This is a genomic window from Nostoc sp. C96 (genome assembly GCF_059384975.1).
Window position 1 is genome coordinate 900,258 of the sequence record NZ_CM182020.1, and the last position, 26,187, is coordinate 926,444.

Sequence of the window (26,187 nt, forward strand, 5' to 3'; positions counted from 1 at the left end):
AAATCCAAAATGTTATGTTTTCATAACATGGCAAATAGTCAGAATCATTAATTCTGGCTACTAAATTCTTCTGCAAGGTTTCTGCATTATTACACTAAATCGAATTTTTAGAGTGTGTGGTGAAAACAGTCTTGAAAAAGTATCTCAGGTCTGATAATTTACATCGATTAGGGTAAAAGTACAATAATCTAAATTAGTATCAAATACAACCAATTGTGTAAAAAACCGAAAAGTTCCTATGCTTTGCAAAAAAGCATAGAAAATTAGATAACTTATCCAATAACTGGTTATTTGATAGCTAAACTAGGATTAGCTGAACGAATAAAATAGCTTTCATAAATAAAGCAAATTGTCAATAATAAATTAACTAAATTTTGCATCTAAATTATTATGTGGTCTGAACTAACAAAAGCGATCGCTAAATTTGATATTCCGGCTGATTGGATTGGTATCAGAGCAGTCAAAGAAACAGCCTCGAACCGTTATGTACGTGATGGTATTCCCCAAGCTAATGGTAAATCTACCACCGAGGGAGCCATGATTGAAGTTTTAGTGAATGGCTGTCTGGGTTACGCCGCTACCAATTCTTTAGAATTTGCTTCTTTAGAAGCTACTGCCCAAATAGCTTACAAGCAAGCACTCGCAGCTAGTAAATGGTGGATATATCCATTTCAAGAAACCGAGCGTCCCAAGGTTGTAGGTGAATACAACTCGCCCTATTTAGAACCATTAGACGCGCTGAGTCCCGGAGAAATCAACGATTTGTTGGTGCGGATGTGCCAAACACTCAAAGTTCATGAAAAAATTGTGCAAACCACAGCCAGCATCAGCACTAGTGAGCGAGAAAGTTGGTTTGTCAGCAGCAACGGATCAGAAGTCTATCAAAAGTTTATCTCCTTGGGGAGTAATTATGGTGCGATCGCCCAAGACGGAGCCATTGTCCAGCAACGCACCAACAACGGTTGGCAAGCGCACTGTTATCAAGGTGGATGGGAACTTTTAAGACAAGAAAATTTATGGCAACGAGTACAGCAAGTAGGAGAACAAGCTATAGAATTGTTGACTGCGGCTGAATGCCCAAATATACGCACTAACCTAGTCTTAGCGCCAGACCAAATGATGCTGCAAATCCACGAAAGTATCGGTCATCCCTTAGAAATTGACCGGATTTTAGGAGATGAACGCAACTATGCAGGCGGTAGCTTTGTCACCACCGACGATTTTGGTCAGCTAGTCTATGGTTCGCCACTGATGAATATTACCTTCGACCCCACAGTCCCAGGTGAGTATGCCAGCTATGCTTTTGATGATACAGGTGCAGTCGCCACACGGGAATATGTAATTAAAGAAGGCGTATTACAAAGAGGTTTAGGCAGTTTAGAAAGTCAAGCCAGAGCCGGAATCCCCGGAGTTGCTTGCGCCCGTGCTTGTTCCTGGAATCGACCAGCAATTGATCGCATGGCTAACTTAAACTTAGAACCAGGAAACGCCACCTTTGACGAAATTATTAGCGGTATTGAACACGGCGTTTACATGGAATCAAATCGCTCTTGGTCAATTGACGATCGCCGTTATAAATTCCAATTTGGTTGCGAATATGCCAAATTAATTGAAAATGGCCAACTCACCAAAACTCTCCGCAACCCCAACTATCGCGCCACAACACCAGAATTTTGGCACAGTTTAATCCAAGTTGGTGATACTCATAGTTGGCAAATGTATGGTACTCCTTACTGTGGTAAAGGCGAACCCAATCAAGCCATTTGGGTAGGGCATGGTTCATCCGTTTGCGTATTTGCTGATATTGAAGTCTTTGGGGGAGGAAGTTGAGAAAGTCAAAAGCATGACTTTTGTAACTTTATTCCGAATTACGAATTAATAATCTACCAATGAAAGAAGAATTAACAGCTTTAGAATCTAGCTTCAATCAGGTTTTAGAAACTCTACTCATCAAGAAATTAGAAGGTGAGGAATTTACCCTCAAACTTAGTAGTGAAAGAAGTCAATTTACTCGATTTAATCATGCCAAAGTTAGACAAACTGGCTGTGTAGCCGATGGTTGCATTCAACTGACTTTAATGGCAGATCAACGCAGTAGTTCTCGACAGTTTACTTTTACCGGAAATTGGGAAAAAGACTCACAAAAAGCATATAAAGCCTTACAAGAATTACGGGAGGAATTGCCTGTATTACCCATTGATCCTTATTTAGTTTTACCTTCAGGAAATAATACTAGTCGAGAAGTTCATTATAGTAATTTATTAGCACCAGAGACAGTAGTTTCTAGCATATTAGATGAAGTAACAGAATTAGATTTTACTGGAATTTATGCTGGAGGTGTAGTAATTAAAGGCTATGGAGATTCTAGTGGTCAAAAACATTGGTTCGCTACCGACACTTTCACATTAGATTATTCTTTGTTTAGCAGTTCTGGACAAGCTGTTAAAGGCACATTTGCCGGAAACCACTGGGATTTAGCTAACTATACAGCAAAAATCAGCGAAGCCAAAAAACAACTACAATTACTATCTCGTCCAGCAAAAGAAGTGTCTAGAGGACAATATAAAACTTATTTTGCACCTGCGGCTGTGGCTGATTTATTGCAGATGCTTTCTTGGAGTGCTGTGGGTGAAGCAGATATCCAACAAGGTAACAGTGCTTTAGCAGCATTATCCCGAAAAGAAAAACAGTTGTCTGCCAAATTTAGTTTACAGGAAAACTTTCAATTAGGTCTAGTGCCACGCTTTAATGAATTAGGCGAAATGGCAGCACCAGAGTTATTGATAATTGAAAATGGCATCTTAGTAAATAGCTTAGTTAATTCTCGGACTGCTAAAGAATATCAAAAAACTGCTAATGGTGCTAATAGTTCCGAAACCTTACGTACACCAGAAATCAGACCAGGAAATTTAAGATTAGAGCAGATTTTATCTAACTTAGATACAGGATTATATCTCTCGAATTTACATTATTTAAATTGGAGCGATCGCCCCACGGGTAGAATTACAGGTATGACCCGTTATGCCTGTTTTTGGGTAGAGAACGGCGAAATCGTTGCACCTATCGAAAATCTCCGCTTTGACGACAGCCTCTATCGTTTTTGGGGAGAAAATTTAGTCGATTTCACTAACTTTCAAGAATTCATCCCCGAAGTCGGCACTTACGAAAATCGGCAATTAGGTGGAAGTCTGGTGCCTGGGATGTTAGTCAATGATTTTACTTACACTTTGTAGGTGTAGGAGGTAGTGGTTCGGCTACTGACAAGATTGTTTAAAAGCTCACGCAAAGGCGCAAAGAATAAAGCAGGGAAATAGCTATCAATTTTCAACTAATCAATAATTTCAATTTGATAACTATAACCTTGCTCAGTTAAAAATAACTGACGATGACGGGCGAAATCTTCTTCGCAAGTACGCAGCGAAACTAAAGTATAAAATTGCGCGGGACGACCATCAGATTTCGGGCGTAAAACTCTACCCAAACGCTGGGCTTCTTCTTGGCGAGAACCATATTTACCAGATACTTGAATGAGAACATCTGCATCTGGTAAATCAATGGCGAAGTTACCAACTCTGGATAAAACGAGTCCGCCTAATTCCCCTTCTCGAAAAGCTTGATAAAGTTTTTCTCGCTCTTTTTCGGGAGTTTTACCAGTAATTAACGGTAGTTGGGTAAATTGGGCGATCGCTTCCAATTGCGACAGAAATTCGCCAATAATTAAAATGCGGTGTCCTGATTCTTTTGCTAACAAGTCTTTGATAACTTCCAGCTTGCGCGGATTTTCGGCGGCGACACGGAACTGATTCCGCCTGGGTGCTAAAGCATATTCCATTTGGCGTTCTTTATCTTGAGAAACGCGAATTTCTGTGCAACTCGCCGTAGCAATAAAACCTTCACCTTCCAGTTCGCGCCACGGAACATCATACCGTTTCGGCCCAATCAGGGCGAAAACATCACCTTCTCTACCATCTTCACGAATTAGAGTAGCGGTGAGTCCCAAGCGGCGGCGGGCTTGCAGTTCTGCGGTGATGCGGAAAACTGGCGCGGGGAGGAGATGAACTTCGTCGTAGATGATTAAACCCCAAGAACGGGCGCTAAATAAATCAAAGTGAGGAAAATCACCGTCCCGTTGATGGCGATAGGTCAGGATTTGATAAGTTGACAGGGTAATTGGCCCTGTATTTTTAACTTCGCCACTATATTCGGCGATCGCATCTTCTGGTAAATCTGTTTTATCCAACAATTCCCGCCGCCACTGCCGCACAGATGTTAAACTAGTACTTAGTACAAGTGTACTCTCTTGCACGGCGGCGATCGCAGCCATACCGACAATTGTCTTACCTGCACCGCAGGGTAGCACAATTACGCCACTGCCACCTTGTACTCTTCCCGACTGATAAAATGCTTCTGCTGCTTGACTTTGATAGTCTCGCAGCAGAAATTTTCTGCCTGTGCGTGTTTCTTCACGCAACTGTATTGCTAAAGCATCACCTGTGACATAACCTGCAATATCTTCCGCCGGATAACCAGCCGCTAACAAAGCTTGTTTAAGTACGCCACGCAAACTCGCCGCGACTTGAAAACAAACCTCCGACAGTCGCTTACCTAATAATGGTGCAACTTGCTTATCCCGTGACAGCAACTCTGCTAATGGTTCGTCGCTCATCCGCAGCAGTAAACTATCTCCATCACGTTCAATCACAGTTAAACCATAGCGACTACCTAAGGTGCTAATTTCTTGGGCGACAGCTTCCGGGATGGGGTATTTTGCATATTCTCGCAACGCCGCTACCATCGCCTCAACCTGCATCCCTGCCGCCCGCGCATTCCAAATACTTAGCGGTGTAATTTGGTAAGTGTGGATATGTTCGGGACTTTTGATTAGTTCCGCGAAAGGTGCGATCGCTTCTCTGGCTTTAGCTGCTGTGGGAGAATGTACTTCTAAAAGAATAGTGCGATCGCTCTGCACAATCAGCGCATTTTCTGGGATGTAAGTCATGAGTTTTATCAGCTAAATACTATTTAGTAATTTTTGATAATCTCAACAGTAATACTTTAGAGAAATAGTATAAAGAGAACACCAGGGAACTAGGCAAGTGGCATGACATCTCAAAATTTTATTGGTGGACGTTACCAAATTGTTGAACCATTGGGTAGAGGCGGATTTGGCATGACGTTTAAAGCCGTTGATACACAATTACCAGGAAATCCTTTATGTGTTGTCAAGCAGTTTAAACCACAACATCCAAGTCACTGGGAAGTTGGCAAAAGATTATTTGAACGAGAAGCACAAAAGTTACAAGATTTAGGAAATTATGACCAAATTCCCCGCCTACTTGCCTACTTCACAGAAAATCAAGAATTTTATTTAGTACAGGAATATATTGCAGGACATGATCTCAGTCAGGAATTAGTACGTGGTAAACAACTTGATGAAACTTACGTAATTCAACTTTTACGCGATATTTTAGAAGTTTTAAATTTTGTTCACCAACAAAATTTAATTCATCGGGATCTCAAACCTTCAAATATTCTTAGGCGTGCATCTGACGAGAAAATTGTCTTGATTGATTTTGGTTCCGTTAAAGAAGTTACTACCCAGATAGTTAATCCTCAAGGACAGGTAAGTTTTGCCACTGCGATATATACTCCCGGCTATGCACCAAGAGAACAATGTGAAGGTAGTCCAGTCTTGAGTAGTGATATCTATGCAGTTGGTGTAATTGCTATCCAAGCTTTAACAGGAATTGCATCCCCTGGTATAGCACTATTTCAACAACAGACAGGGGAAATTGTTTGGCGCGATCGCGTTCAAGTTAGCCCAGAATTAGCTAACGTTATCGATAAAATGGTGCATCGTGACTACAAGCAGCGTTATCCATCAGCAGCAGAAGCACTGCAAGCGGTGAATGCACTTATGTTACCTCCCGACATAACACCACCTCCGCCACCTAGCAGAAAAATTTCACAGAAAAAGTGGCTGGGTGTGGGAGTATCTGCAACTATCACCTCCGTCATTCTATGGCTAGGATTTTCAACTATTCGTCCTCAACCTCAGCCTTTAACTAACGAATATTCTCAATCTGATATCAAAATTAAATATCCAGACAACTGGATAACCAAAAAACCAGGCGATTTTAGTGGTGAATTAATTCAATTTATCCCTAAAAATCTACAACAAGAAAATTCTTGTAACCCAGAAGTTACTGTCAATAAAACAGAATTATCCCAAGTCTTATCTCTCAATGAATATAAAAATAGAATTTTAGAACGAATTAAGCAGAATTACTCCCAGGCAAAAATTACAGATGCAACCAAACCAACAACAACATTATCTCAATATAATGCCTACAGATTGACTTATTCCCGTCAAGAATATCAATGTCAGTTCCAAGTTCTAGAAATTGGCACAGTCAGAGAAGGCAATGCTTACTATATTACCTATACAGCAGAACAAAAAGAATATAATCGATATTTACCATTGGTGGAAGCCATGATTAATTCATTTGAAATTAATCCTCAATAGATGTGAAGCAATCGCACTCACTTGAGAGGGTGTAAAGGCAGTGGCAACTTGCTGTACAATCACAATGGCAAAATCGGCACTTTTAAACAAATCATATTGGTTAAAGATAAAATTAGAGTGGTTGTTTAGTAGGCGATCATTCTATCGAGCCTATAATAACATTACTATTTCAATCCAAATAGAAATAGATGTTTTCAACAATTAAATGTAGCTAAGATAAATAACAATAATAATGAATGGCATAAATTTACTTATTCTTGATTTTCAATAAAAGTATTTAAGATATATTTCTGATGCTTTTGAGTTGATTACTCTAATTAACAGAAATTACTAACTCAGACAGCCGCCAAATTTTGATAGTGTTGTCATCGCTACCACTAGCTAAAGTTTTACCATCTGGACTAAAAGCGACAGAAGTAACCGAAGAAGAATGACCATTGAGGGTACGAATTTCTTGCCCTGTGGCAACATTCCAGATTTTGATAGTTCGGTCATAACTACCACTAGCTAAAGTTTTGCCATCTGGATTAAAAGTGACTGATTTATCCGAAGAAGAATGACCATTGAGGGTACGAATTTCTTGCCCTGTGGCGATATTCCAGATTTTGATAGTTCGGTCATAACTACTACTAGCTAAAGTTTTGCCATCTGGACTAAAAGCGACTGAATTAACCCCATCCGAATGACCTTTGAAGGTACGAATTTCTTGCCCTGTGGCAACATTCCAGATTTTGATAGTTCGGTCATAACTACTACTAGCTAAAGTTTTGCCATCTGGACTAAAAGCGACTGAATTAACCCCATCCGAATGACCTTTGAAGGTACGAATTTCTTGCCCTGTGGCGATATTCCAGATTTTGATAGTCTCGTCATAACTACCACTAGCTAAAGTTTTGCCCTCTGGACTAAAAGTGACTAAATTATCCGAAGAAGAATGACCTTTGAGTGTACGAATTTCTTGCCCGGTGGTAATGTTTGATAGTCTGATATCTCCGGAGAAAGAACCGCTACTACTAGCTAAAGTTTTGCCATCTGGACTAAAAGCGACTGAATTAACCCCATCCGAATGACCTTTGAAGGTATGAATTTCTTGTCCTGTGGCGATATTCCAGATTTTGATAGTCTCGTCATAACTACCACTAGCTAAAGTTTTGCCATCTGGATTAAAAGCGACAGAAGTAACCGAAGAAGAATGACCTTTGAAGGTACGAATTTCTTGCCCTGTGGCGATATTCCAGATTTTAATAGTGTTGTCATCACCACCACTAGCTAAAGTTTTGCCATCTGGACTAATGGCGACTGAATAAACGGTTCTTTCTATGGATGAATAATTTCCAAATTTAATCATCTTGGTGGAATGTCCAGTCAAAGTCTTCGCTAAATAAAATTTATAGGCTGTATTTACCGATGATGTAACTGACATTGTTTGTGCAGATGGCGCAAGACTTAAATAAGTTTTTAACGGAATCCCATACACCGTAGTAGCATTAGTATCTGGGCGAGTCGTAGCGCGTCCGTGAATCCCGACTAATTTACCCTGCTCATCGAGTATCGGCCCGCCACTCATTCCCGGCAAACCCCCTACATAATAAACAAAGGTATAACCATCTTTTGGGTTTGTTAACCGACTCGAAATCGCACCTCTGAGAAAACTTATATCAGATGTTCCTTGGGGATAACCTGCTACAGAAATATTTGTCCCTAATGTTACTTGGTCAGAATTTCCTTTTTCAGCAACACGGTAATTTTGGTTACTTGTAAACTGAAATTCAGCTAAATCAATGCCGCGAAATTGTTTTACTTGGTTGTGGTTGAAAGTGTATTTTCTGCCGTCTGGTGTCTGTATTGTGTAGTTACCTGGGAGTTGTACTACGTGCCAATTAGTGACAACAGTATAAACATTGCCTTGAAGCTCAATAATCACCCCTGAGCCAGTATTTGTGCCATCAATGCGGACTGTAATTTGTTGAGCGATATCAGCAACTTCTTGAGGTGTCAAGGCTGTGGCTACTGGCTGCACTATGACAATTGCTGTACCCAAGAATACTGCTGTCAGTACACCAGTAACCCTCATGATTGATTCTCCTGATGATTTTGTAATACTTCTTTTCTAATCGGTACAGCCATACGAGAGTAAATGTAATTGATTCTCTGCCTAATTAAATTATTAAAAGTTCTTAAAATACAAAGTTAATTTAAACAAAATAACATCAAAAATTTAAATTAAATAACTACTCAGACAAGCGCCAAATTTTTATAGTCGCATCCCCACTACCACTAGCTAAAGTCTTGCCATTTGGGCTAAAGGCGACTGATTCAATAATATCAGAATCACCATTAAGGGTAATAATTTCTTGACCAGTGTAAACATTCCATAATTTAATAGTCTTGTCCCAACTGCCACTAGCTAAAGTTTTGCCATCTGGACTAAAGGCGATTGACTTAACCCAATTAGAATGACCTTTGAGAGTAGTAATTTCTTGACCAGTGGCGACATTCCATATTTTGATAGTTTTGAAACCACCACTAGCTAAAGTCTTACCATCTGAGTTAAACGCTACTGAATTAACCCCATTAGAATGACCTTTGAGAGTAGTAATTTCTTGACCAGAGGCGACATTCCATATTTTGATATTGTTACTATCACCACTACCACGAGCTAAGGTTTTACCATCTGGGCTAAACGCTACTGAATCAATCCAATGAGAATAACCATTGAGTGTACGAATTTCTTGACCAGTAGCGACATTCCATATTTTGATAGTCTCGTCATAACTACCACTAGCTAAGGTTTTGGCATCTGGGCTAAAGGCGACTGACTTAACCCACCTAGAATGACCATTGAGTGTACGAATTTCTTGACCAGTAGCGACATTCCATATTTTGATAGTTCTATCCAAACTACCACTAGCTAATGTTTTGCCGTCTGGACTAAATGCGACTGAAAAAACTTTATGAGAATGACCATTGAGTGTACGAATTTCTTGACCAGTAGCGACATTCCATATTTTGATAGTTCTATCCAAACTACCACTAGCTAAAGTTTTACCATCTGGACTAAAGGCGACTGAAGTAACAACTCCTTCTATCGAATCATCATAATCAACTTTTGTAGAATGTCCTCTCAGCGTTTTCAGCAGAGAAAATTTAGTAGAGGTGTTGTTGATATTTACAGATGGTGCAAGACTCAAATAAGTCTTCAAGAGAATCCCAAACACCGCAGTAGCATTTGTATCTGGACGAGTTCCAGAACGTCCATGAATACCAACTAATTTTCCCTGTTCATCCAGTATCGGCCCGCCACTCATGCCGGGAAAAGCATTGACTGTGTAAACTAAAGCATAACCATCTTTGGGCTTTTGTATAAGACCTGCAATTTGTCCAGGTAAAGCTTGAAAAGTGCGTTCTGGAATACCAGGGATGCCGTCAGGATAACCGGCGACATAAACAGTTTTACCTCCGGTAATTTGATCAGAATTTCCCTTTTCAGCAACACGATAATTTTGATTACTGGTAAATTCAAATACTGCTAAATCAACCCCTGGTAATCGCTTTATTTGGCTGTGGTTGATAGTGTATTTTTTACCATCTGCTGTTTGAACTGTGTAAGTACCTTTTACTTGGATAACGTGCCAGTTGGTGACAACGGTATAAGTATTATCTTTATGCTCAATAATTACTCCAGAACCAGTATTAGCACCATCAATGCGGACTGTAATTTGTTCAGCAATGGGGTAAATTTCTGTGGATGTCAATGCTGTGGCAACTGGTTGCACTATGACAGTTGCTGTACCTAATAATACTGCCATCAGTAAACCAGCCATCCTCATAATTGATTCTCCTGATACATCAACATTGATAACTGTTCACTGTTCACTGATTTAATCGGTATAGCCATACTAGATTGTGTAATAAGTTCTTGCAAATGGGCTTCTGCTTGAGAACCATCTTGATAAATTTCTGCTGTGTTCCAAATTGGATCTTTATGTAAGCTATTGATCCCCACTACTTCACCATATATATTCAGCAATGGTGCGCCACTCATACCTTTACGCACATCATTGGTATAGCCAATCTGGTAGCCTTGTTCTAATGCTTTTTCTAGCAATAAGGTGACTTTGCCAGAGGTAAAGACAAACTTATGATCAGTCAAATCTGATGTAAATCCACCCACAAAAACCTCATCCCCAACTTGCAAGCTAGATACATCGTTAATGTTCGCCACTGAATAAACTATATCGGGACTACGAAACTGCAACACAGCCAAATCATCCTGCTGAGACTTGGCAACCTGCACCACAGAAGCTTGATATAAACCCCCATCTGGCGTTTGAATTTGATAGGGTGGTTTAGCAGACCTCAAGACGTGAGCATTGGTAATTACTGTATAAATTTGACCGTGACGTTGCAGTATAGTTCCTGAGCCTAGTAACTCTTGTGCAGAAATTTTGACAGTCATAGTCTGAGCTAATTTTTGCAATTGCCCGACAGAAAGAGGAGTAGGTTGCTCCAATCTGCTAAACTCATCAAGAACACTTTGCGGTTTTGAGAGTGCTAACTCAACACCACCAAGACAAATCATCAAGCACACCAGATAAACAATTCTGCTTTTAAGGCATTGCCAGTTCATGTTACAGTGACTTCCTTAAGAACCTTCAACTAAAAACGAGGTTCTACGGGTTCTATTTAGTTACTATTAGTGCTAGTAGTTGATTGACTACACTCTTCAGCATCTAAAAATTGCTTTACATCAAGATACAAATCACCTTGACTGTCGTAGGTAATTGCTTGACATCCGCTTAAATTAATGGGTTTAGCCGCAGCACCACGACGGAAATCAAGTATTCGTTTTAGAACTGCACCTGTATCAGTTCCAGGTTTGAGGGTGACTAGTATATTTTCTGTTGTACAAGGTACGCCTTTGCGATTGGCAATGCACAAAACTGGATAACTGTTAAAGTTGTCTCGACTGGTAATGTAAAGTGAACCGTTATCGTAGTAGCGTTGAAATCTGGTAGTCACAGTCTGACAACGCTTTGCAGGTGGAAATTTTTTAAAATCGTCAACCACCCAACGGATAAACGTCTCATTTCCCCGTGGGGTGCGTACTTTGGTGACAGTTATACCACCTTCCTGTGTACAGAAGAACTTGCTTGGCCCAGCATAACTAGGCTCAGTTACAAAAATTCCCCCAGCTAGAAGCGAAGTTACGGAGGCTGCTGCTACTTTTGGTAATAATTGAACCACTAATTTTAGCTGCATATACCAACTACATAATTGCTAAAATACACCTATGCAATTAAGCTACAACATTTAATCCGGTTTTTTCGCATTTGCTTTATTTTGTTTCACAAAGTCAAATATGAAACAGCTTGCAACCAGCAATTTTTTTAACTGCTAAGACTTTAGCATTGCATTTTTAGTAAAATCTGCTTGAGTGCGATCGCTCAACTTAAACTACCGATTTCTATAACCACCATTAACCACAATATCTTTAATACATAAATAAATAATCAACACAGTTAGTAAAAACTGCATAAATTGTAAAATAGGGTCTAATCGCCAACCTTGAAAAACCAGAATCAATCCAGAAGTTAGCAGAAAAATAGGGATAATTATAGTTTGGAAAATATAAATGATTAAAGATAAACTCTCTAATCTTCTAGCGCGTTGAATCAGCAGAATTATCATAGCCAATATGTAAGCTACAGCAAAAATTATCTGTACAAAACCAATCAAGCTGGCTACATTCAACCCGAAATTTACTTGCATAAAAACTAACTCGTTCATGAGAAATTCTAACCAATCAACGCAATACTATACCCCAATTTCTTTACGGCATTCCGGAATTTAGTTTCTGATTCGCTAGGCACAACTAAATGCTTTTCTCCAGCTAAGAAACACAGCTTTTTCGTGCGCGAATCGTTAGCAATTAATACTGCTAAAGCTTCATCAGTGCATTCTATCAAACGGGCTTGACCGCGATCGCGCAAACTATTGCCTCGCGCTTCAATATCTGCTAAAAATTGATTGACTGTCTCTGGTAATTCATGGCCACTGCGGGCTTGCAAAAATTCTCGTAATTGGGTGATGCTTTGTCCTGCTTCTATCGCACCCAACAACTTAGCTGTCTCTAACCGCCACACCGCATCAGAAATTTTTTGGGCGTAAACATCCAGCACGATAGTATCAGCAGGAGTAATTGGTTCTCCAGTCGCGGCTATTTCTAAGTTTGGTAACACCCGAAATACCGTCCGTACTTCTAACGGTGGCGGTGTATAGTCGTTTTGCAAACCTAAGCAATATGCACCCAATGGTGTTAATTGCATACACATCAAGCCATCGTAACGGCTGAGAAACGGTAAGTCATCGGTTCCCCATAAATCGCTGTAGTCAGGGCGAACCCCACCTGGGTTAACGTAGCCGATATTAATCATCCCCAAGGTGGCAACATATTCAAATAACAGACATAAAGCATATCTGCCTTGCAAAATCTCCCAATCATCGCCACCATTACCTAAGCTACCGTAATGGGAGTCACTAATATACAAATTCCAAGGGTTGCGGGTAACTTCAAAATCGTAGCCTTTGACGAGAATGCAACGAAACAGTTCATTTACACCCGTCCAACGTCCTACAGGACACTCGGCTAAGGCTTTGGTAATGGCTTCGCGGCGTTTGTCTGGGGCTGTTAAACCTGGCTTACCTTTGCCTGTTTGCCCTTTAATCGAATCTATGCGGCGTAATTCGTCTAATACCTTATTTTTCAGCCATTTCTTCCATATATTGCGAATGGTTGCTGCGGGTGGGTTGGTAAGGGCTTTTTGTCCTGCTTTGGTTAATACAAGGCGTTTGTTAGAAAGTTCAGCTAAACCTGCGGCTTGGACTAGCATTGCCCAGGCGAAAGGCTTAATAAAACCGATTTTTTCGTATGATGGTGTAGCTGGGTCATCGTTGTAATAATCGCCGCCAGTAAGTATAGATGCGATCGCACTCATACTACTATTATTTGGATATCCAGTTTTATCGCTAACACTGAGTTTGCCGGCGTTAATTAACCTCAATACCGCGAGTAAATCTTGTTGTGCAGCAGTTTCCATTTCACACTGCTTGACGACAATTTCTTTTTCATGAGTTTCTCGTTCATGGGTTTTCCAGTTCCATTCTCGCCACTGCAAACGAAAAACCTCTGGACAGCTATCTAAGCTAGTAATAGAAAATTCTGCTGGTGGATGAACAAAAGCTTTCAGCCGTGTTTGTAAATCTTGAGGAATAATTTGGCCGTAGATAAATAAACACAACAACGATTGTTGACGCTTGAAGCCGTAGACATCAGATGTCCCCCAGTTCGGTTCTGCGAGATATTTAGCATAAAAACGTGTTGCGTTAAATAAACCATCTGTGTTGTGAATGGTTTCTGCTACTGCTTTTTGTTGGAGATGATCTAGTTCTCGCCACAATTGTTGCAGATTTTCCCCTAAAAGATGGCGCTGAATCAACGCAATTATTTCGGCTTTCCGAGTCGGTTTGCTATTAGTATTCAGTAATGCAGCCAGTTTTTTCAGTTCATCAACAGATAACTGTTGTAGAGCCTCATCAACAGTGGTAATGCTTAACTGATCCTGATAGTAAGGCATGGCAATGCACTAGAAATAACCTGCAATTTTTACCCCATGAGCAAGATAGGGTTAGAAAAATCTTACAGTAGAGTTGATACTAATTCGTAATTGAATAGGACTTACGCATTGACACAGTAGTAATATAATGCTGGCTTGAGATTGGTGTCGTCTACTCACAGGTATCGGAAAATTAGAGAAATCAGCAAACCCTCAACAGCACAATGTAATCTGGAACATTACACTCTATTTCTGCTATCAGAGCCAAAGCATGGGGGATGCAGCCGATTAGCAGAGATATTGGAAGATGTTTCAGATGATAGTGTAAATCGCTTTTTACTCAGAGAGAGATACACTCCCTATGATTTGTACAATAGGGTAAAGAGCATAATTAATTTGGTAGGAGGGATTTTAAGTGTTGACGATACGGTCATAGAGAAGCTTTACAGTGACCCAAAACATGCAGAATTAATAGGTTATTTTTGGTCAGGTAAATATCATAAAAGCATCAAGGGATTGAATTTAATCACACTATATTACAGTGATATTTATGAGAATTCAGTTCCAATTAATTACAGAATATATGACAAAAGGGAAGGTAAAACCAAGAACGACTATTTCCGCGAAATGGTAATTGAGGTAATAGCATGGGGTTTAAAACCAAGAGTCGTAACTGGGGATAGTTGGTACTCAGGAGTGGAGAACTTGAAATTTCTAAGAAACCAGAAATTGGGTTTTCTATTCGGGGTTGAGAAAAATAGAACTGTCTCGAATCAAGTAGGTAAATACAGCCAGATAAGCACTCTAGAGATTCCAGATGAAGGTTTAATCACTCATCTAAAAGAATTTGGATTTATTAAGTTGTTTAGGAAAGTCTTTAAAAAAGAAGACTCTAGACACTATATTTTATATTTACCTGATGAGCATAGGCTCCAACAAATATCGAGGAGTGAATTTATCACAATTCATGATACCCATTGGAAAATTGAAACATTTCATCGGGCAATCAAACAGGTCTGTGGAATCTGTCGATTTATGGTTAGAGATAGCCAAGCAATCAAGACTCACATATTTTGCTCACTTCAAGCATTTGTCAGATTGGAGCTAATGCGCTCTGAAAAAACAATTACCAATTGGTATGAAGTCCAAAGGAATTTATTTACAGAAGTCTTGCGCGAGTATATTTTGAACAACATCACTAGTGCAGGCATTTATTAAAGCCCGTAATTGATGCTTTTTGTCAATGCGTAAGTCCTATTGAAATACAAAGCTATTTTTTCTACCTCCTGCCTTCTGCCTTCTGCCTCAAGCATTATTTCTTTCTCGAAGAATAACCTTGAGATTGATTTTCTTGGCGTAATTGTTGTCTGCCATTGGTGATAATTCTTAACATATCTTTGAGGTCTTGCTCGATATTTTCCAGGACAGTATCAGCGTATTGATCTGCACCATCTTCAATTTCTTGAGCTTGAGCGATCGCAGTTTGTCGCATTTGTTCTAATTCTTCTATACAAGCTTGTCGTCGGCGGTCAATTTCGGCGATGGTTTCTTGCATCATTTCCTCGCATTCTTGCTGGGTTGTTCGCCGTAGTTGTTCTGCTTCTCGTTCTGCCTGCCTGAGAATATCGCTTTCTGCCAAAATTTGCGCTCTTTTGGCTTGGGCAGCCTCGACAATTTGCTGTCCATATTCTTCCGCTTCTAACATCACTTCTTGCTTGTGTTGCATAATCGCGGAGGCTTCCTGAAACACAGAGGGCAAGGAAACGCGAATAAAATCTAGCTGTTCAAATAATTTTTCTTCGTCGATTAATGTGCGCCCTGTTAGAGGAACTCGCCAACTAGACAAAATCAAATCTTCTAAACGGTTGAGTTCTTGCTGAATGTCTACACTTCCGCTTCGGGAATTGTCCCCGTTGCCGACTCCATTGGAATATTCTGGAGGGGCGGGATAATTGCCGTTGTGGTTGGGTTCGCTATTGGATAGTTGTGGTTGTAGCATTTGTATATATCTAAAGCAATGTGCGGGGGAACAAGATGATCGACAGAACCACCAAATCTTGCGATCTCTTTTATCACACTACTACTTAAAAAACTATACTCATTTGATGTTGCGAGAAAAACTGTTTCAATTTGAGTAGACAGAGTTTTATTCGTGTGAGCCATCTGTAATTCTACTTCAAAGTCAGAAATTGCCCGTAAACCTCGTAACAACACCTGTGCTTGGCGCTGTTGGGCATAATTCACAGTCAAGCCATCAAAACTATCCGCTTCGACGTTTGGTAGATGCTGCGTAGCTATCCGAATTTGTTCTAGTCGTTGCTGTACCGTGAATAACGGCACTTTATGAGGATTCCGTAGCACAGCTACAACTACCTGATCAAACAGCCGACTACCACGTTGAATAATATCAAGGTGTCCTAAAGTAATGGGGTCAAAACTGCCGGGATAGATAGCAATCACAATATTCTGATGTATCAAAGTTATTGAGGTGATTATACCGAATTACTCTATGCTGAGTTTGGAGTGCTGAGTTACCGAACTTTGCTCAACGCGGGGAACCCGCGCACGCAAGTTCTCTCCGCACGCAAGTTCTCGCTGAGTGCTGAGTAAAAACTATTGTCCCCTGTCCCCTGTAACCTAAAGTCTATACTGTCGGTAAACTTCACTAGCAGCACGATGCAATAGAGAATGTCGCCATACTAAAGATTGCATATCATCGGCGTATCCACCACCAATCACACAGGCGACTGGATAACCTGCACTGACACAGGTAGTTAAAACTTGCATTTCGCGGCGGAAAAGGCCAGTATCAGTTAAAGCCAATTTGCCCAAGCGATCGCATATATGGGGATCAACACCTGCGTCGTAAAATATTAAATCGGGCTGGACATGAGATAACAAATCTGGCAAATATTTTGCCAAAGTTTGCAAATAAGCATCATCTTCCATTCCTACAGGGAGAGGAACATCTAAATCACTGTGTTGTTTTGTACCGGGAAAATTGACTTCACAGTGCATCGAGAAAGTGAACACACTTGCATCATCACCAAAAATAAAAGCCGTACCGTCTCCTTGATGCACATCCAAATCGACAATCAAGATTTTCTGCACCAGTCCCAGTTTTTGCAAAACACGAGATGCGATCGCTAAATCATTGAAAATACAAAAACCAGATCCATAACTGGGAAAAGCATGATGTGTTCCACCCGCTGTATTGCAAGCTAAACCATTACTTAGAGCCATCTGGGCAGTCAGGATTGTACCACCAACCGCTACACAGGTACGATTCACTAAAGCAGGACTCCAAGGCAAGCCAATACGACGTTGTGCTTTCGCGTCAAGGGTTCCCTCACAATATGCTTTAACATAATCTGGCGTATGCACTAACTCAATCAAATCTTGCGGCGGAAGTTGTGGAGTGTGAAACTGTTCTGCCTGTGCTACACCATCCCTGAGTAATAATTCATACAATTTACTAAATTTAGACATCGGGAAACGATGCCCTTCCGGTAAAGGTACAACATAGTTTGGGTGATAAATTATGGGCAAGTGCATATTATGTATTTTTCATCATATTTCTGATGCTAAATATACCTAAAGGTGAATAAATTACTGTATTTGTCAGATGAGATTCACTAGTAATTGTTTTATAATATTTTTTTAATTTTTGTCGTTAAACTGAAGAAATCAAATTAATTATGACGCAATGGATTTTACCGATCGCACTTATTGTAGTCAGCTTGATCACTGGAATAGTTTGTGAAAAATTTTTGTTCAAAAATTTCAAAAAAATCATTTTCCAGAAAAATATTCCTGGAAGCAGAATCATTTTTCAAGCTTTACATCATGTAACCTTTATTTGGTTTGTTTTGGCAGGTTTGTCATCAGCTTTAGTTGCTGCACCTAATATTAATCCAGACTTAAAACTGCTGCTCCAAAGAATTATCACAATTACTTTTCTATTTTCAGCCACATTAGTTGCATCTAGGCTAACTGCTGGTTTTGTAAATTTATTTACTCGTAAAACCGAAGGCGTTTCAGCTTCATTAATTTCTAATCTTGCTAAAACTGCCGTTTTAATTTTAGGTACATTAATTATCTTACAAACCCTAGGTGTAGAAATAACACCCATAGTTACAACTTTAGGAATTGGTGGTATTGCTGTTGGTTTAGCCCTACAAGATACTTTAGCAAATTTATTTTCGGGTTTTTATCTAATTATTTCTAAACAAGTTAGAACAGGAGATTATGTCAAACTAGATGCTGGGCATGAAGGTTATGTTACAGATATTAATTGGCGGAATACTACTATTAAAGAGCTTTCCAATAATGTAGTGATTGTTCCTAATTCTAAATTAGCGTCGGCAATTTTTATCAATTATCATTTGCCTGCTAAAGAAATCACTTTAACAATGAATGTTGGGGTAAGTTACGACAGTGATTTAGAACAAGTCGAGAAAGTAACTGTCGAAGTTGCAAAAGAAGTAATGCGAGAGATTGCACCGGAATTAATGGAAAATCAGCCATATATTCGATTTCATACTTTTGGGGATTTTAGTATAGATTTTACTCTTTATATGCGGGTAAGTGAATATTTTGATCAAAGAATGGGTAAACATTTGTTTGTTAAGAAATTGCACAAACGTTATCAAGAATTAGGAATTTCTATTCCCTTCCCTATTAGAGATGTTTATGTGCAGAATAATTCAAATTAAAGGCAAAAAAAAGTAAAAGGTAGACAACAAAAAATGATTTTTACCTTTTACTTTTGAGTTTTATCCTACTGTCCATTGGTAGAAACAGTTTTTATTGTTTCTACAAAACTTGAATCTTACCTTCTACCAGGAGTTCTACCACCTTCGTCGTTACTACCACCGTGAGGATGGGAGTTACCTGGATCACAGCCTTCAGAACCATTACCAATTCCTTGGTTACAATGACGGCGGAGTTTTCTATCTTCAGTAACACTATTTTCTTCAACTTCAGCTTGCTGCTGTGTTTGTTCGACAGCATACTGAGAGTTAATTTCAGCAGCTTCGCCAGTGCTGACTAACGCTTTATATATCAAAGCCACGACTTCGGCTCGCGTTGCTACCTTGTCAGCATTGAGGGCTTGAACATTGGGATAATTAACGACAATACCTCGTTCTGTCAGTGCAGCGATCGCATTTCGCACATCACTCCGAATAGTTGCAGCGTCAGAGTATGCAGCCAAAATTGACTCTGTGGAACCGCTAAAGGTATAGTTTAGCCCGCGTGCTAACGATAGTAATACTTCCAAACGAGATAAGGCTTGGGTGGGATTGAATTTATTCCCAGAAATTCCTAAAAAGCCTGTAGAATAAGCTTCGCGGATGGCACTGTAAGCCCAATATTTTGTAGTTACATCTCTAAAGCTAACGGCTTGACGAATATTGACCTTTTCAAAGGCTTGACTAATCATTGCCGCAAATTGGGCGCGAGTCACTTGTTCATCGGGGCGGAAAGTACCATCAGGAAAACCTTGAATTACTTGCAAAGCTGACAACTCTGCAATAAAGTCATTAGCCCAGTGGTTAGTTGAGACATCGCTAAATTTAACCTGGATACCTTGAGCTACACCGATCGCACGGTAACTCATCATCATTTGACCGATGTCATAAATAGAACTATCATCATCGCTGACTTCATTGAGTTCTACTAAGCGACCGGGTTCAGCTTTTAAAGCTTCTGCTAAGTTGTAACTAAAAGTGCTAATTGTTTGACGAGCTAGGGCGAATTTCCCACTAGTAAAAGAAGATGAGTAAACGCTATTTGTGGCAACGGATGATAAACCTTCTGCCTCAAACTGACTAACGTTAACAGTTTGGGAACTGCTAAGGAAAGTTACTCGTTGGTCGCTAACTTGGGTGAAATAGTCATAAGTGCTAGTCCCAGAGTCTATTGTGCCGTCTTCATCAGCATCAACTCCATAGACAGTGCGGACAACTTGATATTCACTAGGATTAGCAGACAAAACTAAGTTCACGCTACTGAATGCTGACAAACATTCAAATTCGCTGTAGCCAATAAAACGGTTTTGAGTGTCGTATAATCTGACAACTACGCGATCGCCTGCTTTGATACCTTTAACAAATTTCGCCTTGTGCTTCAGTTTGTATTTGTAATCACCCAGAAATCTTTCTTTTAAGAAGTCCTTGTGGCGTTTTGATTTTACAGAAATACGAGCAACTACTTCCGAAAAGTCACCAGATGATTGCAAAATAGCGAGGCTAAAACCTGTCTTTTTCGCCTTGACTGCTGTACTAGCAGCACTAACTTCGGTACTGCGTTGAGCCAGCACTGTGCGTTTGATAGCAGTTCCACTGGTTTGACGAGTGCTAGTTTCTCGACGGCTAATCAATGCTGTCAAGCTCTGGGTAGACTCTTCATCTAGCTTGGCGACACTTCCCGATTCATCAGTCCGGTATACCCAAACTTGCTTGACGTTGGCAACCACTACGTGCCAACCAGGTACTATTGCTTGAGAGCAGTTGTCATCCGCTTTTAAACCTAAACAGCCATCAGACCAAGTTTGCTGTTGGGCTTTAACGACACGTAAAGCAGAAGTTTTTGTACCTGTGCGATCGGAAATATCCTGTAAAACAGCAACTTTTACTGATTCTGGCAAGTCTGAGCTATTGCTGCTTAACTCATCAGCTAACAGTTGTTGGCTTGTGGAGTTAACAGGTGTTTGTGCAATGGTGGTAGAGAACCGAGGAGCTGCAGTTGCTGAAAAGATTGGCGATAACATTGCTACAGAAGTTGCAGCAACAATCACTTGACTCAAATGAGCTAAAGAACGAGTTTTTATGTGTTTCATCTCACACCGTACCAATCGGCTAGTAAGTGAAGAGAATATGAATTCCCTTGACTTATTAATCCCTTTGTGTAGAGGAAACTAACATTCCTATAGAGAATTTGGATTACTTAACAATATAGCGAGCGATCGCTTACCCTTTCACGACTTGTTAAGAATGGGTGTGAGGGTGTAGGGGTAATGGAAATCTGATTAAAAATCTACACTTGTGAGTCTACCCCTACACCTGTCCCCAAATCCTTGATTAGTGCTGAGTAAAATCTTTAAGCAACTTGCAACGGTTTTGTAGGCAACATTCGCGGTTCTGGCAGTGGTATATTATCTTCAATCAGCATTTCTACAAAAGCTTCAATTACTTCCTGACCATTTTTGGCAGCTTCCTCGTAAGTTCTACCATGAGTATGAAATTGTTGCCAGGGAAACTCAGGCAAGTGAACTAAGAAAAGTTGATCCTCTTGTGACCATTGAATCACCATGCTGTAGTGATAGATCATTCCTCATCTTCCTCGTTTGCAAGTTTTTCGAGTTCTTCCAACTTTTTCAGTACTCGTTGAATACCTCTTTCTAAATATAGTGGAGCATCATCACCATCTTTGCCAGGAATAGTAAGGGGTTCTTCCGGTAGCATTGGATGTTTCCAAAATGTATGACTTCCTTTGCCTCGTCCTGGCTGAAGGATATACCCAGCTTTTGCCACCATTACTTTTAATTCTCTGATTTTTTTGGCATTGCCCCTTAGCTATCAACTCCTCGCGTATTATAATCATCGAGCAGAATAGTGCGATCGCCTACTTTTTAAGGTACTTTCTCAAATAACACATCAGCGCTCTGCCCAAAATTCTCTAGACTTTACTATATAAAGTAATAGTTTAGGAATCTTAATAATGACTGGAACCACACAGCAGCTATCTTCAACTACTTTAGAAAAACTAATTTGGGCTTGGCAGGGGCATAAAATTCAATATACTGTCATGGGTACAGGCAAGCCTTTGGTTTTGGTTCACGGCTTTGGGGCTTCTATCGGACATTGGCGGAAAAATATTCCCGTGTTAGCTGATGCTGGTTATAAGGTATATGCAGTGGATTTGTTGGGTTTTGGTGGTTCCGATAAACCGCTGCTGAATTACTCTGTAGAAATCTGGGTGGAATTACTCAAGGATTTTTGGACGGCGCATATTCAAGAACCTGCGGTATTTATTGGTAACTCTATTGGTGCATTGATTAGCTTGATAGTGTTAACAGAACATCCAGAAATTAGCGCTGGTGGGGTTTTGATTAATTCTGCGGGTGGGTTGAGTCATCGTCCCCACGAATTGAACCCACCGCTACGCATTGTGATGGCTACTTTTAATAAAGTGGTGCGATCGCCTATTACTGGTAAATTTGTCTTTAACCGCATTCGCCAAAAAGCCCAAATTCGCCGCACCTTGTACCAAGTTTACCGCGATCGCGCCGCTGTCACTGATGAATTAGTTGATTTACTTTATACACCCTCTTGTGATCCAGGCGCGCAACAAGTTTTTGCATCTATCCTAACTGCACCTCCTGGCCCTAGCCCAGAGGAACTTTTACCCAAAGTGGAACGTCCTCTATTAGTGATTTGGGGTGCTGATGATCCCTGGACACCAATTACTGGGGCGAAGATTTACGAAGAGGCGCGGGCGAATGGCAAAGATATCAAAATTGTTCCCATTCCTAACGCCGGTCATTGTCCTCACGACGAAGTTCCAGAGCTTGTCAACACTCAAATGATTAATTGGTTAACACAAGTCTGAAGTATGAAGTATGAAGTGTTAATTTAATCGTTATATTTTATACTTCGTGCTGTGTGCAATTTTATCTCAAACCTAACCCCCAACCCCTTCCCTACCAAGGAAGGGGAGCAAGACTCAAAGCCTCTCTCCGTTGCGGGGAGAGGTTTGGAGAGGGGTTTTAAGAATAACTTGCACATCGCATTATTTCACACTTCATTTGCCGGGTGAGTACCTTTTATCTTATGGCACCTTGACAAAATCAAACTCAGGTGGTGTGTAATGGAGCTTGATGTGCGTAATAAAGGGAAAATTCCCGTCAGTCAGCATCCAGATTTTTCTGTGCAAGGCTATCAAGTGATTCGAGAACTTGCACGTAATCACGAAGCAGGACGCATTGTTTACCTTGCTGATGATTGTCAATCTCAACAACCAGTAGTCATTAAAGAGTTCAGTATTGACCATGAAACTACTGATTGGTCAGGTTCAAAAACTTACGAACGTGAAATTGCTCTCTTACAGCAACTGCAACATCCTCGCATTCCTCGCTACATAAATTCTTTTGCCACCGCAGAGAATTTTTATTTAGTGCAAGAGTATAAGCAAGCTATATCTTTGAAAACAAAATGTAGTTTTTCGGCAACGGAAATTAAGCAGATAGCCATCTCACTCTTAGAAATTTTGGTTTATCTGCAACAGCAAGTTGACCCAATTATTCATCGGGATATTAAACCAGAAAACATTTTAGTTGATGAGCAACTCAATGCTTATTTAGTTGATTTTGGTTTGGCTCGCCGACAAAGTACCAAAATAGCTTTAACTACCTTATCCACAGGGACTCCTGGTTTTATTCCCCCAGAAGAACAGTTTGGTTATGCTTTGACACAGGCTTCAGATTTATATAGTGTTGGGGCAACATTGATTTGCTTACTCACTAATACTCATACCGTGAAAATTAGTGATAGCAGCTTACGATTTCCCAAATTAGCACCTCATCTTCATCCAGGTTTTCGTTCATGGTTGTTGACGATAGTGCAACCTAACTGGAAAGACCGCTATCCCAATGCAGCAGTTGCTTTAACAGCACTCAAGTCAATTCCCGTTACGGGTAAGGCTTCTATTATCGAAGTTTTAATGGCGGCGATTAAGTTGAAAAAACGCACAGCTATGTTTGCTTTAGCTGTTATGGGGATGGGCGCAGTAGCAGTCACAACGTTAGTTTTTTCACAACCCGGTGGTGCAACCCAGCAGTTTGAAGAAAACCAATCTTTAATTGATTTCCAGTAAACCTGGCGGTGGTAGAATTTCCACGCGCCGAGATGCTATGTCTACGACGGGTGTAATTTCCTTGACAAAGGGAATTAAAACTTTTTTGTTGGCTTTTTCATGATTGAGTAATTCTACTTCTAATAAATCATTACCTGCGGGGATCACATCTACCACTTTCCCCAACAGTTCACCAGATGCTTGTAGATAAACTTCCAAACCAATTAAATCGACAACATGATATTCATCTTCGCCTAATTCGGGGCGATCGCTTGCCGGGACAAATAATCTACAATCACGCAATTCCTCAGCTTGGTTGCGCGTTTCTACGCCAGCTATGGTAATCACGTATAAATTTTTGCCCTCGACGTAACGACCATCCAATAATTCTACAGTTTGTAGTTCTGTTTGCCCAGGACGCAACATCCAACGTGTTCCCGGTACTTCAAAGCGTTCAGGAAAATCCGTTTCTGGGTACACTCGTAATTCTCCAGCCAACCCTTGAGGCGCAACAATTTTACCAATTGCTAACCAATCATCTAATTTTAGATTTTGGATTGTAGATTTTGGATTAGCATTTGGGGATTGAGTTTTTTTGCTTTTTTTATTGCCCTGCGCTTTCCTACTATTCTTCGGTTTTTTTGTCTCTTCGCTATTCATTCCTATTTATCCAATTTAGTAAAGACAGCGCATAACAGGAAGTTGAAAAACCTCCTGTCTTCTGCCTCCTTACGCACTCACCGCCGCCTGCTGATAAACTTGTTCTGCGACTTTGGCAAGACGCTGCATCCCAAGTACAATCTCAGCATCACTGCCTGTTAAGCTAATGCGTAAACATTGGTGTTTGTGAGGCCATTCTTCTTGTAAACCAGGGAAGAAGGTACTACCAGGTACCACAATTACCCCAACTTTTTTGAGTTCTTGGTAAAATTCCCAATCAGTGATGGGTAAATCTTTCAACCACAACCACGCAAAGATAGCGCCTTCACCACGGTGGAGGAACCAAGGTAAATCTTTCGGCATAGATGTGTCTAGAGTATTTTCCAGAACTGCAAATTTGTTTTGATAAAAAGGCCGAATAACTTGGGCGGCAATATCTACTAGTTTACCGGAGTTGATCGCACGAGCGGCGATCGCTTGTCCATAACGAGAAGCATGAATACACAAGTTTGTCTGGAAGGACTCCAGCACTTGAATGAATTTTTCATCACCAATAGCTACACCAATGCGTTCCCCTGGTAATCCGGCTTTAGATAAACTCATACAGTGAATAATATTCTTGCCAAAAATCGGCTGCATCTCTGTGAAGTTCAAAGCTGGGAAGGGAGGCGCGTAAGCAGAATCAATCAACACAGGTACATTGTAAGTTTCCGCTAGAACCGTAATTTTATGCACTTCATCGGCTGTGAGGACATTACCTGTGGGGTTACAAGGACGAGAGAAGATAATACAGCCAGTTTGTTCTGACACCGACAATTGGCTGAAATCAGGGCGATACTTAAACTTGTGGTTAGCCGCGTCTATATCCAGAGTTGGTTTGTAAGCAATTAAAGCCTCTGGATACAAGCAAACACCACCATAACCTGTATAGTCGGGACTCAGTGGTAAAACAATTTGTCGCAGTCCACCATTAATGTCATAGCCACCAAAGGCATTTGCCGCATAGAAATAAAGGCTTTGGCTACCGGGAGTAATTAAGATATTGCGAGAGGTTAAGTTTAAACCATAGCGTTTGTTGAAGTCATTAGCGATCGCTTCAATCAAAGGCGCATAACCTTGACTTGCGCCATATCGACAAACCACTTCTCCATATTCCGAACTCGCCAGCAGTTCTGCTGTTGCATCCCGCCACAACTGTTCCACCTCTGGCAAAATCAACGGATTTCCCGCACTTAAATTAATTAATTCCTGCCCCTGACTCGCTTGCAACGTTTCTACAATGTCCTTCATAATCGCTCGTACACCAGTGAGGTTGGACATTTGAGCGCCAATTTTCGTTAGGGCAGGGTTCATAAGCTTTGCAAAATTATGAATAATTGAGGGGTTGACAAAATTATAAAATTCATGCGGCGGATAGATATCATCTTCCACGTTTGCCGCCTGTAACTAATGTACCAATCTCACAAAAAAATGCAATTTTAGTTCATATCCAGTAGTGTATCTGTCAACCCTCAGAATTTTCTTCAAATC

22 protein-coding genes are annotated in these 26,187 nt (G+C 40.4%); 7 read left to right on the forward strand and 15 right to left on the reverse strand.

The window, feature by feature from the left end; all coding sequences use genetic code 11:
• Nucleotides 1-390 precede the first annotated feature (390 nt).
• Complete coding sequence (locus tag AC504W_RS03930) at nt 391-1,830, forward strand: TldD/PmbA family protein (RefSeq protein WP_494876340.1); 1,440 nt, start codon at nt 391-393, stop codon at nt 1,828-1,830.
• Nucleotides 1,831-1,889: 59 nt separating this feature from the next.
• Nucleotides 1,890-3,233, forward strand: a complete 1,344-nt coding sequence (locus tag AC504W_RS03935) for a TldD/PmbA family protein (RefSeq protein ID WP_494876342.1) — start codon at nt 1,890-1,892, stop codon at nt 3,231-3,233.
• A gap of 95 nt (nt 3,234-3,328) precedes the next feature.
• Here AC504W_RS03935 and AC504W_RS03940 read toward each other — a convergent pair whose 3' ends face one another.
• On the reverse strand, nt 3,329-4,999 hold the full coding sequence (locus AC504W_RS03940) for a DNA repair helicase XPB (RefSeq protein ID WP_494876344.1): 1,671 nt from the start codon (nt 4,997-4,999) through the stop codon (nt 3,329-3,331).
• 102 nt (nt 5,000-5,101) lie between these two features.
• On the opposite strand from AC504W_RS03940, the gene AC504W_RS03945 reads away from it, so the two are divergent.
• Nucleotides 5,102-6,526, forward strand: a complete 1,425-nt coding sequence (locus AC504W_RS03945) for a protein kinase domain-containing protein (protein ID WP_494876345.1) — start codon at nt 5,102-5,104, stop codon at nt 6,524-6,526.
• A gap of 313 nt (nt 6,527-6,839) precedes the next feature.
• Here the strand turns inward: AC504W_RS03945 and AC504W_RS03950 are convergent, their stop codons facing one another.
• The 6 genes from AC504W_RS03950 to AC504W_RS03975 all read right to left on the reverse strand — a co-directional run bounded on the left by AC504W_RS03950 (nt 6,840) and on the right by AC504W_RS03975 (nt 14,163).
• Nucleotides 6,840-8,600: a WD40 domain-containing protein gene (locus AC504W_RS03950; protein ID WP_494876347.1), complete on the reverse strand. Its 1,761-nt coding sequence runs from the start codon at nt 8,598-8,600 to the stop codon at nt 6,840-6,842.
• 157 nt (nt 8,601-8,757) lie between these two features.
• Nucleotides 8,758-10,356, reverse strand: coding sequence for a WD40 domain-containing protein (locus AC504W_RS03955; RefSeq protein WP_494876348.1), 1,599 nt, complete (start codon nt 10,354-10,356; stop codon nt 8,758-8,760).
• Nucleotides 10,353-11,156 (reverse strand): S1 family peptidase, encoded by an 804-nt coding sequence (locus tag AC504W_RS03960; protein WP_494876350.1) that lies wholly within the window; start codon nt 11,154-11,156, stop codon nt 10,353-10,355. The genes AC504W_RS03955 and AC504W_RS03960 overlap by 4 nt, the downstream gene beginning before the upstream one ends.
• A gap of 56 nt (nt 11,157-11,212) precedes the next feature.
• On the reverse strand, nt 11,213-11,788 hold the full coding sequence (locus AC504W_RS03965; RefSeq protein ID WP_494876352.1) for a COP23 domain-containing protein: 576 nt from the start codon (nt 11,786-11,788) through the stop codon (nt 11,213-11,215).
• A gap of 195 nt (nt 11,789-11,983) precedes the next feature.
• Nucleotides 11,984-12,316 carry a Ycf66 family protein gene (locus AC504W_RS03970; protein ID WP_494876353.1) on the reverse strand — a complete coding sequence of 111 codons (333 nt, stop codon included), beginning with the start codon at nt 12,314-12,316 and terminating at the stop codon, nt 11,984-11,986.
• An 8-nt stretch (nt 12,317-12,324) separates the two neighbouring features.
• Nucleotides 12,325-14,163 carry a hypothetical protein gene (locus tag AC504W_RS03975; protein ID WP_494876354.1) on the reverse strand — a complete coding sequence of 613 codons (1,839 nt, stop codon included), beginning with the start codon at nt 14,161-14,163 and terminating at the stop codon, nt 12,325-12,327.
• A 171-nt stretch (nt 14,164-14,334) separates the two neighbouring features.
• Between AC504W_RS03975 and AC504W_RS03980 the strand changes: the two genes are divergently transcribed.
• Nucleotides 14,335-15,360: an IS701 family transposase gene (locus tag AC504W_RS03980; protein ID WP_494878555.1), complete on the forward strand. Its 1,026-nt coding sequence runs from the start codon at nt 14,335-14,337 to the stop codon at nt 15,358-15,360.
• Between the two features lie 94 nt (nt 15,361-15,454).
• Here the strand turns inward: AC504W_RS03980 and AC504W_RS03985 are convergent, their stop codons facing one another.
• The 3 genes from AC504W_RS03985 to AC504W_RS03995 all read right to left on the reverse strand — a co-directional run bounded on the left by AC504W_RS03985 (nt 15,455) and on the right by AC504W_RS03995 (nt 17,697).
• Entirely contained in the window at nt 15,455-16,141 is a 687-nt protein-coding gene (locus AC504W_RS03985; RefSeq protein WP_494876355.1) for a DivIVA domain-containing protein, read from the reverse strand.
• On the reverse strand, nt 16,027-16,602 hold the full coding sequence (gene coaD, locus AC504W_RS03990) for a pantetheine-phosphate adenylyltransferase (RefSeq protein ID WP_494878556.1): 576 nt from the start codon (nt 16,600-16,602) through the stop codon (nt 16,027-16,029). Before coaD ends, AC504W_RS03985 begins: the two co-directional genes overlap by 115 nt.
• 177 nt (nt 16,603-16,779) lie before the next feature.
• Complete coding sequence (locus tag AC504W_RS03995; protein ID WP_494876357.1) at nt 16,780-17,697, reverse strand: histone deacetylase family protein; 918 nt, start codon at nt 17,695-17,697, stop codon at nt 16,780-16,782.
• A 143-nt stretch (nt 17,698-17,840) separates the two neighbouring features.
• Between AC504W_RS03995 and AC504W_RS04000 the strand changes: the two genes are divergently transcribed.
• Nucleotides 17,841-18,857 (forward strand): mechanosensitive ion channel family protein, encoded by a 1,017-nt coding sequence (locus AC504W_RS04000; protein WP_494876359.1) that lies wholly within the window; start codon nt 17,841-17,843, stop codon nt 18,855-18,857.
• Between the two features lie 116 nt (nt 18,858-18,973).
• On the opposite strand, the gene AC504W_RS04005 is transcribed toward AC504W_RS04000, so the two are convergent.
• From AC504W_RS04005 to AC504W_RS04015, 3 genes are all read right to left on the reverse strand, one after another.
• Nucleotides 18,974-20,983, reverse strand: coding sequence for an S-layer homology domain-containing protein (locus tag AC504W_RS04005; protein ID WP_494876360.1), 2,010 nt, complete (start codon nt 20,981-20,983; stop codon nt 18,974-18,976).
• Between the two features lie 260 nt (nt 20,984-21,243).
• Nucleotides 21,244-21,474: a type II toxin-antitoxin system HicB family antitoxin gene (locus tag AC504W_RS04010; protein ID WP_015111512.1), complete on the reverse strand. Its 231-nt coding sequence runs from the start codon at nt 21,472-21,474 to the stop codon at nt 21,244-21,246.
• Nucleotides 21,471-21,680, reverse strand: coding sequence for a type II toxin-antitoxin system HicA family toxin (locus tag AC504W_RS04015; protein ID WP_494876361.1), 210 nt, complete (start codon nt 21,678-21,680; stop codon nt 21,471-21,473). The genes AC504W_RS04010 and AC504W_RS04015 overlap by 4 nt, the downstream gene beginning before the upstream one ends.
• Before the next feature lie 184 nt (nt 21,681-21,864).
• On the opposite strand from AC504W_RS04015, the gene AC504W_RS04020 reads away from it, so the two are divergent.
• Together AC504W_RS04020 and AC504W_RS04025 are read left to right on the forward strand one after the other, a co-directional pair.
• Nucleotides 21,865-22,755 (forward strand): alpha/beta fold hydrolase, encoded by an 891-nt coding sequence (locus AC504W_RS04020; protein WP_494876363.1) that lies wholly within the window; start codon nt 21,865-21,867, stop codon nt 22,753-22,755.
• A gap of 258 nt (nt 22,756-23,013) precedes the next feature.
• Nucleotides 23,014-24,018, forward strand: coding sequence for a serine/threonine protein kinase (locus AC504W_RS04025; protein ID WP_494879548.1), 1,005 nt, complete (start codon nt 23,014-23,016; stop codon nt 24,016-24,018).
• On the opposite strand, the gene rimM is transcribed toward AC504W_RS04025, so the two are convergent.
• The gene (rimM, locus tag AC504W_RS04030; RefSeq protein WP_494876368.1) at nt 24,001-24,657 is read right to left on the reverse strand and encodes a ribosome maturation factor RimM; all 657 of its coding nucleotides are present in this window, start codon (nt 24,655-24,657) and stop codon (nt 24,001-24,003) included. The two genes, AC504W_RS04025 and rimM, sit on opposite strands and share 18 nt — an antisense overlap.
• A 69-nt stretch (nt 24,658-24,726) precedes the next feature.
• Entirely contained in the window at nt 24,727-26,010 is a 1,284-nt protein-coding gene (locus AC504W_RS04035) for a valine--pyruvate transaminase (RefSeq protein WP_494876370.1), read from the reverse strand.
• Nucleotides 26,011-26,187 lie beyond the last annotated feature (177 nt).